We start from the raw sequence: 13,751 nt of genomic DNA, 5'->3' as shown, positions 1-13,751 counted from the left end.
AGCACTGTTGTTTGGTTTATACCAACACTGGAATTTTATATATGAGCATAATCAACCATTTTGCCAACTTGAAAGTTCGTAAGAAGTTATTCTTTGGTTTTTCTCTCGTGCTGCTCGTGACGATTGTTATTCTGATTTCAGGTTTGCTGGGTCTCAGCAACATTCAGGATAAAGTCGAAAAGAACGGCCATACCACCGACCTGTTTAACGCCCTGACGCAGGTTCGCTTAGGGCGGACGAATTTTCAGTATACGCTCGACCAGAAGTACCTTGATCAGACCAACGCCGCCTCCCAGCGCATGCAGAGCATTGTCGCCAGTATGGAAAAACTGTCCTGGTCCCCGGAAGGAAAAAAAGCGCTGGACGATACGGCAAATGCGGTGAACAGCTACGTCGCCACCCTGCTGCCTTTCACAAAATCCCTTTCTGAGAAGAAAATCAGCGAACAGAAACTGAGCACTCAGGGACTGTGCGATAACTCCGGCCTGGCTTCCACGCTCAGCCGCAATGGCTCGCTGGACGCTTCGCACGCCCTTGTGGCCGCTCAGATTGCGTTTGTCATGAGCGACATTGATTCTCAGGTTACCCTCTATAAACAGCATCCTACGGATGCGTTAATGAAAGGGATCCGCGCGCGTCTGGACATCGCAAAATCGGACACCGAACAACTGCTTTCGGTTGCTACCGAGGAACAAAAGGTCTGGCTGCAGTCAGGCCTGGAAGACATGCAAAACGTCGCGGCAGAGTTAATAAATTACCAAAACGTCTGGAATCAACAGTCGACGCTCTCCGATACCTTAACCGGTAAAGCGATAACGCTGACGCAGGCCATCCAGACATTATTTAGCCTGCAGCAGAAAAAAGTGTCTGATACGGTTGATAGCGTTCAGATACAGATGGGCATCGTTGCTGCCATCGGTCTTGCGCTTGGTGTCCTCTTAGCGATGGGCATCACCCTGTCCATCACCCGTCCGCTTAATGAGACCCTGCGTGTTGCAGAGCAAATCGCCCAGGGCGACCTCACCAGCACACTGACCAGCACACGTCGTGATGAGCCGGGTCTGCTGATGCAGGCCGTTGCGACCATGAATGCAAACCTGAAAAACATCATTAATGACGTACGCAATGGGGTGGATAGCGTCGCCCGTTCGTCTTCAGAAATTGCCGCAGGCAATATGGATCTGTCGTCGCGCACCGAACAGCAGTCAGCCGCCGTCGTCGAAACCGCCGCCAGCATGGAAGAGTTGACTTCTACCGTCGCGCTCAACGCCGAGAATGCTAATCATGCGCGCCAGCTGGCTGATGAAGCCGCGCAAAATGCGACGGAAGGGAGTCAGATCTCACTGAAGGTGATCGATACGATGAAAAACGTGCGCAGCAGTTCGCACCGCATTTCAGAGATCACCACCGTGATTAACAGTATCGCCTTCCAGACCAATATTCTGGCGCTAAATGCCGCCGTTGAGGCCGCCAGAGCGGGCGACCAGGGTAAAGGCTTTGCCGTGGTTGCCGCAGAAGTGAGAACCCTCGCTCAGCGCAGCGCGCAGTCAGCAAAAGAGATTGAAAACCTGATTAACGAATCGGTCGTGCAGGTGGATACCGGCTTTAGTCTGGTTGAAAGCGCAGGGGATGCGATGACGAAAATAGAGACATCCGTGGCGCAGGTGCGTGACATTATGAACGAAATTGCCGCCGCCACTGATGAGCAAAGCCGCGGAATTTCGCAGATTGCCCAAGCGATGGCAGAAATGGACACCACCACTCAGCAAAATGCCGCCCTGGTGGAAGAGTCTTCCGCTGCGGCAAGTTCGCTGGAGGATCAGGCCGTGCAGCTTGAAAAAGTGGTGTCGATTTTCCGTGTGTCAAACGGGCACAAACCCCGCCAACGAGAAAGCCAGCTAACCGCCAGCGTGACCCCAATTAAACGATCTTCTTCCCATGACCAGGATGACTGGGTCAAATTCTGATAACCACCGCGCGGCTGTCCGGAGAGGGCGCCGCGCGCTTAAGGCTCACGATGATAACCACGACAAAATTAACCTCAGGATGGTTTACCCGCTTCAATGCACTGTTGGCCCGCCTGCTTACCCTCTCCCCGGAAAGCACCCTGAGCGCGGCCATCGAGAAGCGCGAGATTGTGCCGGTTTACCAGCCCTTCTTTAACAGCCAGACGGGCACTATCGCGGGTATCGAGGTACTCGCTCGCTGGAATCATCCTCTGTACGGTCCCGTGTCTCCAGATACATTTATCCCGCTGGCAGAGAAACACCGGCTTATCGCCCCGCTAACGCATCATCTGATTCAGCAGGTCATTGCCGATCTTCAGCATCGAATTCACCTTTTCCCTGACCGGCTTTATATCAACCTTAATCTGAGCGTCCGTAACTGCCTCGATCCGCGCTTCGAGACGGATACGCTTGAGCTTTTGCAAAAACTCGCGTCGAGCCAGGTCCAGCTGGTTATCGAAATTACGGAACGTGATCCGCTGCATTTCACTCCTCAGTTAAGCGAATGGTTTGCAACGCTCCGACAAGCCAATATCTCCCTGGCGTTGGATGACTTTGGGACCGGCTGTTCCAACATCTCTTACATTCACGCGCTAGACCCCGAATTCATCAAGATAGACAAACTGTTTGTCAGCCAGATTAGTGAAAATGGCGATACCCGACTGGTGGACAGTCTTATCGAATTGGCGAAAAAAATGCACCTGAGGATTATTGCCGAGGGCGTAGAAACAAAGGCTCAGGCCGACTATCTGCGCTTAAAGGACAGCGATTTTTTGCAGGGTTACTATTTCGGTAAGCCTATGAAGATCGATGAACTCGTCGGGAAAGTTAATGCTTGCTGAAGGACAGCCACTCTGCGTTGGGAGCGGCTGCAATGACATTATTTCTAGTTCTCGGTGTCGTTAATTTTATTGTGAATCACGAGGGAATAGGATCCTCATCCTGTCATTACCCTCATTATCGCTTAGATAATTTTAACAGGCAGCGTCTCCAGCGTACGGAGAATCAGGCTGCGATTCGACCATTTCGCGTCTCCCACAAGAGAGATCGTCCCGCGTTCGCTTAAGGCCATCGCCAGCGTTTCAGCCTGACACTGCGCCAGCAGTTGCCCAATACACTGGTGTACACCGGCGCCAAATCCCAGCTGTCGCTGCGCGTTCTTGCGGCCGGGAATAAAGCGCCACGCCTCTTCAAAGACGCTTTCATCCCGATTCGCAGAGCCGAGGCATAATAAGATGTTATCCCCGGCTTTAAGTTCGCGCCCCAGAAACTGCACGGGAGCTGCAACCCTTCGTCTGCCCATCTGCAGCGGAGACTCAAAGCGCATGGTTTCACTGACGATCTCTTTCATCCGGAGAGTGTTATTTCTGACGCGTTCCTGTAGTTCAGGATGCTGTGCCAGCATATACACCAGGTTTCCGGTTAACGCTGCGCTGGTTTCACTGCCACCGATAAGCATCGTGACGCAGTCGGTGCTAAACCGTGCGGCAAGCGCATCCCGATCGCCGCCATATCCTTTCAGAAGGCTGCGATAAAAAAGCGAGTCGTAACCCTGCCCGTGCGCCTGCGCAAGTTGTCGAAAACTGTCATCCAGACGGGAAAGCGCCACGACCAGCCGCTCAAGTCCCTCTCGATCGATGGCGCTGGGATCTAATAAGAGCCGGATGGCATTTTTCTCTTGTTCTACCACCTCCTGCTGCGCTTTCGGCAGGTTGAGCCAGGCGGTAAACAGTTTTCCCCAGAGCGGCGCAGCAAGCTGGCTTATGCCGTCAAATGTGCCGGTGGTTGTTAAATCTGCCACCACTGAATGCGACTCCTCAGAAACAAGCCGGGTTAGCGCCGCCCAGGATTCGCCGGTAAACAGAGCCTGCAGCGCCTGACGGTGCGCGCGATGCACATTTCCATCTTCAAACAGCACAATGCCGTAGAGAAGATCCCGTAAAGGAGGCGAGAGATTAAAGCACTGTTTTTCCATTTCGGTATGAACATCTTCAGGTATGCCCGAAGAGACGAACGCTCGCTCTTTTAGCGCCTGATAAACATCCTGATAGCGGGTAAGCACCCACGTTTTACCGATTCGCGCCACCGGCTGGTGGTGTCGCATATGCTGATAGACGTTATGAAGATTTTCCTGAAAGACAGGTGAGGCGGGATTAAACCGAAGTGCTTTGTCGACATATGCCACAGGTGGACCCTCATCGCAGGATTAATCACCTTTCAGTAAAGCAGGGATATGTTTCAATTCAAATATTTCAGAAAAGGATAAGGATAATGGCACGCCCTGTAGGATTCGAACCTACGACCTACGGCTTAGAAGGCCGTTGCTCTATCCAACTGAGCTAAGGGCGCACTGAGAAGAGTGTACTTCGCGGTGGTGAAACGCGAAGAATTATACGGTCAATGGCAGGTGAGTCAATGCCTTTTCCGTTTTCCGGGGCAATTACCCCTAGCCGATTGTAAATACGGCTATTTTCTCAACATTTCTCCCTGTTTCACCGTAAAATTCAGCACTGCGAAAAGGCTTAGTTGCATTTAAGTAACGCCTGCTGTTTTCCGGAACGTCAGCTCGTCACACTAGAGCGAGGTATCCCGGCCGCCTGGAGGCTGACAGACAACAGGATAATGGAGTGACAGCGCACAACCCGTTCGATACGCCCCCCCGGTTACACGACATTTCTCAGGACATCGTCGGCATCAAACTGGAGCCTGTCGTCGCCCTCACCTCTCAACGACGGGTTGGCGTAGAGGTACTAAGCGTCCTGTCAGACACATGCTACAGCGAGGATTTTTTCCGCCATCAGCCAGCAGGCTGGTCAATGACGCTGCTTGAAGCGCAGCTTGCCGCACTAAAAAATACGCCGCACGGTCATAACCTTTTTATTAATTTGCCGATAACCGTTCTGACAGAGCCAGCGTCTTTTCAGCGGCTTATAAAACTGAAAAACACGCCGCTGAATATTGAGATTGTTGATCCCCCTGTTTTTCTGACGTTCTCTGCCGCACAGAAGCAGAGCGCCATTCAGAACATGCGGACACTCCGGCAGCAGGGGCACAGTATATGGCTGGATGATATTGACGAAATTATCATTCAGCCGTTTTTATTTTGTCGGTTACCGTTGAGCGGCATCAAAATTGATAAGGACGCATTCTGGCGTTTACGCGCCACGCCTGCGCTGAGGCAACTGGTTTCACGTTGCTTTCAGCTGGCCGGGAGCGTGCTTATCGAAGGTATTGAGACTGAACGCGATCGCACCTGGGCACTGCAGGCAGGCGCAGATTTCGGCCAGGGGTATTACTGGCCGTCCTGGACATGGCCGGAGGATTAAAACGCCATTTCCAGGAGGGAGACCATGCGAATGACAGTGCGCCGTTACCGGCGGCGGCGTACAGGAAGTGATGCACTGGGATTTACGCGCTCACCATTTGCTCCCCCCTTTTTCGACCGGCTCGAATTTTTGAGCCAGTCCATCAGCCAGCCCCGAAAAACCGATGCTCCGTTTATTATCCTTGTTACGGAAGATCATTTTCTGCGCACCGGTTTTCTCAATGGGCAGTTTCCTCTGAGCAGCTGTTGTGACTACACCTCGCTGGATGATGCGCTGGGCGCCCAGTTCCAATGGCCTTCAGCCCGTCTGGTGGTGGATATTGAAAGCCGTTCCACCGGGCTTATCGATCAACTGGATCGGTTAAGAAGGCATAGCCTGTATCCCCCCTTCCTGACGCCGTGGCTTCTGGTCCGGGCAGATAATTATGATACCCGCCTGTTCTGCAAGGCGGCAGGCCCTTTTCACGTGCTGGAACGTCAGATGAACGCGGCAGGACTTCAGCACAGCCTGATGGATTCTCGCCCCCCGCAGGGTTCCGACAAAGACTGGTTTTCCCGCAACGAATGGCCCATTCTGCAGGAGCTTGCCCGCGGTAAGACGTTACGTCAGATTGCCCTTTTGCAGAATCGTCCCTATAGCCGCATTATCTACCGTCTCAGCTGCATCCTGCTGAAGCTGGGGTTGAGCCATCGCCAGGAATTGTTACACCTTCTTAATAACCTCTCAGACTGTACGTTTTAACTTGCGCACTAACCTCTTATTTCCTAAAGCGCTTTAGGAATTTACTTACCCTCAATGTTAATTAATGGTTAAATTTTAACAATATATTCGATTTTATAACTATTCCTAATTTATGGTCCGAAACCATGTGAAATGTCACAGATTGAATCAATGGCAGCACTTTCCTCCATCCGTTAAGTGAAAGCAGAAGGCGTTAATAAGATGATAATGATGTAAAAACAAGCAGCTTCGCTTCACTCTCCTGGAGCGGAAAGCAAAGTGAATAGCATGTTCTCCTGTGCGATGATGGTGCGACGGTGATACGCCTTAAGTACTTTCAGATGAAGGTTTGACACTCTGCGGGATACTTTTTCGCCTCAATTTCCCTGGCTCGCCCTCCGAATTGAGGCTCTCTTTTGTTAACAATATCGCAACATAAAGAGACATCTGTTATTTTTTGTTATTACATAAAGATGAAAAGATGTGGTAAATAGGATAACAGGATATTTCCGCTAAATTTAAAAAAATAGCCATTCAGATCCAGAAGATAATACAAACCAATAAGCGGAGGTTAATTTACAGGGTTTTCGGAAAAAACTTACCCTGTATAATAAGAAGCGTACCAAATCTGAATAAGAAAAACCTTTTTGCCAACACCAGCCAAATGAGATGACCGCGCTGAGGCACCGTTCTTTTCATTACGTAAACAAGGATGCTTTCGCTCTTTCCAGGGAAATACTACGGTATAGGGATCTGCACTTTATATCCTTCCGGCATTTCGAGAGTTTTACAAAACTCTGCATAACGCTTTTAACAATCTGAGGCATTAAAAATGAAACCGGCATCCGTTATCATTATGGACGAACATCCTATCGTCAGAATGTCGATAGAGGTCCTGCTACAGAAAAATAAAAATATCATAGTCAAGCTTAAGTCTGGCGATAGCCATGAAGTTCTTGACTGCATTCGCAATCATCCTATCGATTTGGTGATCCTTGACATCGAACTCACGGGCACAGACGCATTCGCTTTACTGAAGAGAATCAGAAACTTAAACAAAGACATCAAGGTTCTGTTCCTCTCCTCTAAATCAGAGTTATTTTACGCGGGTCGTGCGATTCGCGCCGGGGCCAACGGCTTCGTCAGTAAACGAAAAGATTTGGGTGAGATCTACAACGCCGTAGAGATGATTCTGATGGGCTATTCTTTTTTCCCGTCTGAAACGCTGAATTTTATAAACCATATGGGTTCAGGAAAAGGGATGGCTGTAGATATGCCATTATCGAATCGTGAGGTCACGGTATTGCGTTATCTGGCGAATGGATTATCCAATAAGGAGATTGCTGAGCAGCTATTGTTGAGCAATAAAACCATTAGTGCGCACAAATCCAATATTTATTCCAAGCTTGGCGTGCAAAGCATCGTGGAATTAATCGATTACGCCAAAGCGCACGAGCTACTATAACCTGAATTCACTCCCTGCAGTTTATCTGAGCTGCAGGGAGTGCGGTCAGTGCTAATTATAATTAATCATGAAGGTGGCATCCGCATCAGCCCGTCCGGGCTGAGGGTTATCGGCAGTGGCAATATAATTGGCATAAAATGACAGCGTCGCATTCCCCTGCGCATCAACCGTGACCGGCTGGCTGGCCTGCTGAAGCGCCAGGCGCGTCTTATCCGCATCCCTGATCTCAACGGCGACGTGGCTCGCTGTACTGGCATCATTCAGCGCCAGCAATCCGCTGTTGCTCCCGTCAGCTTTACCGGAGAACGTTATGGACGCCGCCCCGGGCGGGCAGCCGGTCAGCTTCAGCGTGAAGGGCATTGGCTGCGTGCGGCTCCCCGTGGTGTTGAGCTGCTTCGTGGGCCAGGTGCCCAGCGTGACCGTTTTGTCGCTATCGTTACCCTCTGCCACGCAGGTGAAATCGACAATATTGCCGTAGAGCCGAATATTAATTTCGCCCAATGCGGTTTCCGCCTGAGCCTGGGTGCAAAGCGCAAAGAGCGCCACGGTGATAAAACGGATCCCGTTTCGCATGTCTGCTCCTTAGTCGTAATCCACGCGCAAATATCCGCGCGAGGTAAAGCGCCCTTCAGCTGGCTTGTTGCCCGTCACGCTCACCGGCCAAACCCGGATCCCCACCTGCGCCTGGGCGCTGTCGTCCAGGCGGAACGGGATTTTGCTCGTCAGGTTGTTAGGCGTGAGCGGCGCACCGCTCTCGTTGGCAATGATGAACCCCACATCCGGGTTATCCGACACCAGCACATTATCGGAGACCTTTTCAGCTTCGACGCGCATCGTCAGCATGGCGTTTGCCTCCACGTTGGTGCATTTAATCGCGATGGTTTTGCTTTGCGATGAGACGCCCTCCGGCTTGTTACCCACGCCAGCCTTGCTGAACAGGGAGGCGCCAATGTCGCCGAAATCAAACTCAACCACATTGCCGGCGTTGATGGCGCAGCTCTGCGGCACCTGAATGATTCCGCTGTAGCTGATGGTGTAGACCGGCGTGGTCAACGGATCGGAGGAGGTGGTGGTGACGTAAACCCGGAACATGGTGGCACGCGGGATCACCACCATATTGATAAAGCGCCGGGTCACCTTAAGACGGAAAATAAGGCTGGAATCCTGCACGCCAAACGGTTTGTTTTTTGAAACGTTCGGATGGCTCCCCATCTGGATATAATTTTTGGGTGGATAAAACGCGCCAGCATAGCTATCCGTGATTTTCATCGCCCCGTCCAGATAGTCGTTAAGCTTCAGATACTGATAACCATCACTGGTCCCGGTGACCGGATAATCCGTGACGTAGCTGCGCTTGGTCGTATTCCCGACGGTGCCCTTCGGGCAGACGGCATTGACCCCCACCCACTGCGATTTCTCGCTCAGCGTCACAACCTGCCCAACCTGGTTATTCGAACTGTTGAATTTATCCGTCAGGTCGTAATGCACCTCCGTCGGCACGCCCTTTTCATTGACGCACACGGTGGCTAACGCGTTTGTCGCGGGCAGGAGTGCCAGAAGCGACAAGGCTAAGATATGGATTTTAATCACAGCGGATCCCCTTAAGTGTGATCGCCTGTTGCAGGCTCTTTTCAGGCAAGCTGTAAGGCGCACGGCACTGGGATTGCGCCCCGTTCCCCCACTGGATCAGCAGTTCGCCTTCCAGCGGCAGCCCACTCAGGTATATTTGCCCGTCATCACCCACCATGCTGGTCATGCCGCTCTGGACTTCACGCACCACGGCGCCGAACGGCACGGGCTGGTTGCCACGCGTTACCGTCAGCAAAGCGCGCACGCCAATGCGGGTATCAAAGCTGGCGCGGACCAGCGCGCCTTTGGTTGGCACCACGCTGCTCACGTTGTTTTCGATATCGGTACTGTTGCTCATGGTATTGGTGTCCAGCGCCACGCGGTTGTAGCGGTAGACGGTGGCATACGGCATGACCGCGTAGCCTCGCCAGTCGGTCTTCACGCCGGTCTGGTTTTCCACGCTGACGCCTGATGCCCCCGGAGCCTTAATCAGCACGTTGGTATCGCCCAGCGGCTGGCTGAAGGTCACGCCGTCGGCATGGCCAACCACCCCGCCGGAGAGCTGCCAGTTGAGATCGTGCTGATCGCGGGAATAGTTGTAGCCCACGCCCAGCGTGCCGTAGGTCGCCTGCCAGTTGGCGCTGGCGCTTCCGCTTGAGCCATTGGTGCTGGCGTGTCCCTGGGTCACGCTGTAGTTCAGGTTACGATCCTCCAGCAGCGTGCCGCTGACGCCGGTTTGCCAGCTCGTGTCGCCATCGCTGTTTCGGCTGGCGGATGCGGTGGCATAGGCGCGATCGATCGCGCTGTCCCGGCGATAGCCCTGACGGGTAAAGAGGCTAAACGGCACGGAGACGTTAAACGACGCGATCCGGTCGGTACCCTCGATCCCGACGGATTTGTTCCACGACCATGACAGGGAGTAGTTGATCCCCTTCACGCCCCCCGCGTAGCCCAGCTGATACCAGAGGTTCGTTTCGTCCGTCCCCCAGTAGGTTTGCTCGCTCCCGGAGATATAGACCGAACCGTAGTCCCCCAGCGACTGGGAAATGTTGAGCTGGAAGCGGCCTTTTTTATTCCACGTCAGGTTGTGATAGCTCTGCACGTCCGGCACATCGTTATCGTCCTGGCTATCGGCATACTGGTAGCCCTCCATTGAGCGCCAGGCCACATCGTCCAGGGTGTAAAACCCTTTTGTGGAGTAGCGATAGCCCAGCAGCTGGAAGTTAGTGCCAAATCCGTTCAGCGATTTTGCATAAAGAAAACGCAGGGACTGCCCTTCATGTTTGCTGTCGTCCGCGAGTTGGCTGCGGGCGTGGGTGATATCGACGGAGACTGCCCCCCAGTCACCGAGGTTTTTCCCGGCACCGACGGCCAATGCGGTATAGCGTGACGCCAGCTGGGTGCCGCCATAGAGCGTAATGCCATTGGCAAGGCCGGTAATCAGGGTGCCCTGGGCGAAGAATGGTGTATCCTGGTCGCTGTTACCGCTGCGGTAATCCCCCGCCACGAGGTCATATTTCCAGCGACCTTCACGCTGCAGGAGCGGCACGGTGGAGTACGGCACGGTGTAGCGCTGCTGGCTGCCGTCTTTCTCTTCCACCGTAACGTCCAGGTCACCGCTGGAGGAGGTCGGGTTAAGATCGGTGATGGCGAACGCGCCGGGCTGGACGTAGCTCTGATAGATAACGTAGCCGTTCTGGCGAACCACCACTTTGGCAGGCGTACGGGCAATACCGCGCACGGTCGGCGCGTAGCCCTGCAGGCTGTCGGGATACATGCTGTCGGACGAGAAAAGCCGCCCGCCGCGAAAACCGACGCTGTCGAAAACGTCATTCCCGGTGTTACTGTCGCCCAGCACCAGCTCACTTTTCAGCGGGATAACGGTGCGCTGCGCCCAGGTGCCAATATTCTGCCACTCGCTGCGCCGCTTGCCGTTATTTTGCGTGTAGCGCCATGCGCCGTTGTTACGTAAACGCCAGGCACCATAGTTCAGCCCGCTCTGCAGGTTCAGGTAATAGCTGTCGTCTTCGCTTCCCCGGTTGCCCGTGAAGCTGTAGTTCACCAGCGCTGCGGGAATGCCTTCATCCCACTGTTCAGGCGGAATATAGCCGCGCGCGCTGTTCTGCATCGCCACCTGCGGGAGGCTGACGTTAAGGCGCTGCGAGGCAAAGTTAAATACCGTTTCGCTGCCGGGAATGGCCGTGGTCAACGGAACGCACGTTTCACCCTGCACGTTAGCCAGTTCGGGAAATGCGGCAACGTTGACGCCAAAGCGATCGAGCATCGCGCGCGTAATGCACGGCGACAAACCGCCCGCCATCGGCGGCATGTTCTCGGCCTGCTCAAAACGCACGTCCTGGGTGCCGATAAACTCATCGTTACGCCAGATATCCACGCGATAAATGCCGGGCGCCTGCTGGTGCCCCTGTTCAAAACGCGACAAATCCGCCACGCTGGCGGTGTCGTCGGACAAGAAGGCCGGGTTGAAGTAGCTTTCGCTCCAGCCGGCCTGCGGCCAGAGCGCGGCCATCAGCGCCAGTGCAACCGGGCAGTAACGTCCCTGGTGATTTTTCATCGCCCTGACTCTGCTCACAGGTTGACGCTGCGCGCTGGTGTAATGGCGCCGTAGTCATTCACGCTCTGCCAGGAGAGCGTACCGCCGGCCCCGGCGGGCAGCACCTGCTGAGCCGAGTTTTTCGGCGCCACCATCAGGTTTTCCAGCGTCTGGCCGCCCAGCTTCAGGTTGACCAGGGTGATGTAGTACGGAGAGGCGTTGCTGACTTTAAGATGGTTCCCCACGCGCTCAAAACGCAGCTGGGACAGCGCCTCATCCGGCTGCATCGCCAGGTTAGTCGGGCGCACAAACAGCTTGATGCGTGAGAGGATCGCCAGCTGCAGCACGTTATTGTTTTCTGTTTTCGCTTTATTCACTGACGGGATCGCCTTCACGTTCATGTAAAAGAGCGATTCGCGATCGGCAGGCAGCGCCGGACCGGCGTAAATAATACGCAGCGTGTTTTCGCTGTCCGGCTCGCTAACGAACAGCGGCGGCGTGACGGCAAAGGTTTTTTCCTTTTGACCGCTGGCATTTTCGATCCACGCGTTAATTAAATAGCGTTCTTGTTTATTGCTGTTGGTGATCGCCAGCGACGTTTGCTTCGCATCCGCCGGATAAATAACGCGCGTGGCCCCCAGCGCAATACCGCCGGAAGCATTCGCGCAAGCAGAAACCATCATTAAAATAAACGATAAAAGCAGTCCTGGTTTAATTAGCATATTCATCAAAACCGTACCTTTAATAATGTGTTCGCAGGTGTTATGGATAAATCAACGTAAACCAGACATCCGACTGTATATTGCCTGGCACGAGGTGTTCGGAAATAGCGCGATAGCGGGCGCTAAAATGAAATGCGAGCTCGCTGGTATTGACCGGCAGCCAGCTAATGGCCGTCGCATTCGGGATAATCTGACGCTGCTGCTCATCAAAAAGCGCCAGCCCCACGCCGCTGCTTACAGGCGTTTCACCTGGCCGCGATGTCGCCAGAAAAACCTGCGGATCTTCCGCGGGCGTCACGCCCTGAAACTGGATCCCCACGGTGCGCGAGACATCCACGCTGCAGTCCAGCAGCCGCACGGTGAAAGGCACATTAACCGTTGAAAAGCTGCCCACACCGGAAAATGAATTGGTTCGGTACTGCCCCATGTCGATGCGCATATTCTGGCTGTCGGGCGCCACGGCGCAGCCGCCGTTTACCAGCTCCCCCCGGAGATGCACCTTGCCGCCTTCGATCACCACGGTATGTGCCGATGCCGGGCAAGCCATCGCGAGGGTTAACAGCAGTAGTGTTCCAGTCCTTGTCATCCTTCGTTCCTGGCAGTAGCGTATGACGGGCCTCGTCCCTGAGGCCTGAACATCCCTGTGCGAGGGTATTATTCGTATTTCATTACGAAGGTGGCGTCAGCGTTCGCCTGGCCTGGCTCGGTGGTCGCAGCCGTTGATTTGTAGCGCGCGGTGAATTGCAGGGTGTTAGTCCCTTTAATCAGGTCTTTCGCGGCAGAGAAGGTCGCACCGTCCGGGGTCAGCACGCTGGATTTGCTGTCGAGGATTTCAATACCCACGCCTTTCGCGGTGTTGTCGTTGTTACCGGACGTCACGGCCAGCAGAGTTTTGTCGGTCGCGTCGATCTGGCCGGTGAAGGCAACGGCAGCGGTTTTAGCAACCAGCGGATCGCAGTCATTCAGTTCGATGTTGAACGGAATATTAGAGGTGGTGTCGCCCACTTTGGTGAATTTCGCGGTACGATACTGACCGAGATTAACGGTCTGCTCGGAAGAATCGGTATTCACTGAACAAGCAGCATTAACCAGTTCACCTTTAAAATGCACGGTACCGCCGTTTACGGTAACCGGCGTAACCGGGTCGGCTGCATTAGCGGCACCCGCGACCAGGGCCAGTGTTGCAATAACAGAAGAAGCAATGTTGCTGAGTTTCATGTCTATTCCTTTAAAATGTAAATAACCCTTCCCGCGAAAATCGGGAATAAGAAATACGTTCAATTGATTAATTGAAAGCTTATTTCGGAGAAGACAAAGTAGCTCAGGACGTGATTTTTAAATATGTCAAAACACTGCCATTTCGCCAGGTCACATCCTAATACCGCCTAA

Annotated in this window: 12 protein-coding genes and 1 tRNA gene; 5 read left to right on the top strand and 8 right to left on the bottom strand. The window is 53.6% G+C overall.

Going from position 1 to position 13,751, the window contains the following annotated elements:
- Positions 1–41: 41 nt before the first annotated feature.
- Both V1603_RS08840 and V1603_RS08835 read left to right on the top strand, forming a co-directional pair.
- Entirely contained in the window at positions 42–1,967 is a 1,926-nt protein-coding gene (locus V1603_RS08840) for a methyl-accepting chemotaxis protein (RefSeq protein WP_302218850.1), read from the top strand.
- Positions 1,968–2,017: 50 nt separating this feature from the next.
- On the top strand, positions 2,018–2,848 hold the full coding sequence (locus V1603_RS08835) for an EAL domain-containing protein (protein ID WP_395313784.1): 831 nt from the start codon (positions 2,018–2,020) through the stop codon (positions 2,846–2,848).
- Positions 2,849–2,970: 122 nt separating this feature from the next.
- Here V1603_RS08835 and V1603_RS08830 read toward each other — a convergent pair whose 3' ends face one another.
- Together V1603_RS08830 and V1603_RS08825 are read right to left on the bottom strand one after the other, a co-directional pair.
- On the bottom strand, positions 2,971–4,191 hold the full coding sequence (locus V1603_RS08830; protein WP_395313783.1) for a cytochrome P450: 1,221 nt from the start codon (positions 4,189–4,191) through the stop codon (positions 2,971–2,973).
- Positions 4,192–4,278: 87 nt separating this feature from the next.
- A tRNA-Arg gene (locus tag V1603_RS08825) sits at positions 4,279–4,355 on the bottom strand.
- Between the two features lie 278 nt (positions 4,356–4,633).
- On the opposite strand from V1603_RS08825, the gene V1603_RS08820 reads away from it, so the two are divergent.
- From V1603_RS08820 to fimZ, 3 genes are all read left to right on the top strand, one after another.
- Positions 4,634–5,332: an EAL domain-containing protein gene (locus V1603_RS08820; protein WP_395313782.1), complete on the top strand. Its 699-nt coding sequence runs from the start codon at positions 4,634–4,636 to the stop codon at positions 5,330–5,332.
- Positions 5,333–5,356: 24 nt separating this feature from the next.
- The gene (locus V1603_RS08815) at positions 5,357–6,073 is read left to right on the top strand and encodes a response regulator transcription factor (protein ID WP_116341485.1); all 717 of its coding nucleotides are present in this window, start codon (positions 5,357–5,359) and stop codon (positions 6,071–6,073) included.
- 811 nt (positions 6,074–6,884) lie between these two features.
- Positions 6,885–7,517 (top strand): fimbria biosynthesis transcriptional regulator FimZ, encoded by a 633-nt coding sequence (fimZ, locus tag V1603_RS08810; RefSeq protein ID WP_116341487.1) that lies wholly within the window; start codon positions 6,885–6,887, stop codon positions 7,515–7,517.
- A gap of 51 nt (positions 7,518–7,568) precedes the next feature.
- Here the strand turns inward: fimZ and sfmF are convergent, their stop codons facing one another.
- The 6 genes from sfmF to fimA form a co-directional block, all read right to left on the bottom strand.
- Complete coding sequence (gene sfmF, locus V1603_RS08805; protein WP_028012231.1) at positions 7,569–8,090, bottom strand: fimbria assembly protein; 522 nt, start codon at positions 8,088–8,090, stop codon at positions 7,569–7,571.
- 9 nt (positions 8,091–8,099) lie between these two features.
- Positions 8,100–9,107 (bottom strand): type 1 fimbria D-mannose specific adhesin FimH, encoded by a 1,008-nt coding sequence (gene fimH / locus V1603_RS08800; RefSeq protein ID WP_116341489.1) that lies wholly within the window; start codon positions 9,105–9,107, stop codon positions 8,100–8,102.
- Complete coding sequence (locus V1603_RS08795; RefSeq protein ID WP_316380793.1) at positions 9,100–11,661, bottom strand: fimbrial biogenesis usher protein; 2,562 nt, start codon at positions 11,659–11,661, stop codon at positions 9,100–9,102. The genes fimH and V1603_RS08795 overlap by 8 nt, the downstream gene beginning before the upstream one ends.
- A gap of 14 nt (positions 11,662–11,675) precedes the next feature.
- Positions 11,676–12,368: a type 1 fimbria chaperone FimC gene (fimC, locus tag V1603_RS08790; RefSeq protein ID WP_116341493.1), complete on the bottom strand. Its 693-nt coding sequence runs from the start codon at positions 12,366–12,368 to the stop codon at positions 11,676–11,678.
- Between the two features lie 34 nt (positions 12,369–12,402).
- Positions 12,403–12,948 (bottom strand): type 1 fimbrial protein subunit FimI, encoded by a 546-nt coding sequence (gene fimI, locus V1603_RS08785; RefSeq protein WP_116341495.1) that lies wholly within the window; start codon positions 12,946–12,948, stop codon positions 12,403–12,405.
- A 68-nt stretch (positions 12,949–13,016) separates the two neighbouring features.
- Positions 13,017–13,580: a type 1 fimbrial major subunit FimA gene (gene fimA / locus V1603_RS08780; protein ID WP_028012226.1), complete on the bottom strand. Its 564-nt coding sequence runs from the start codon at positions 13,578–13,580 to the stop codon at positions 13,017–13,019.
- Between the last annotated feature and the right edge of the window lie 171 nt (positions 13,581–13,751).

Source organism: Enterobacter sp. ECC-219 (assembly GCF_043966805.1).
GTDB lineage: Bacteria > Pseudomonadota > Gammaproteobacteria > Enterobacterales > Enterobacteriaceae > Enterobacter > Enterobacter cloacae_N.
The sequence above is the reverse complement of the archived record's forward strand: the minus strand, read 5'-3'. Positions and strand labels throughout refer to the sequence as shown.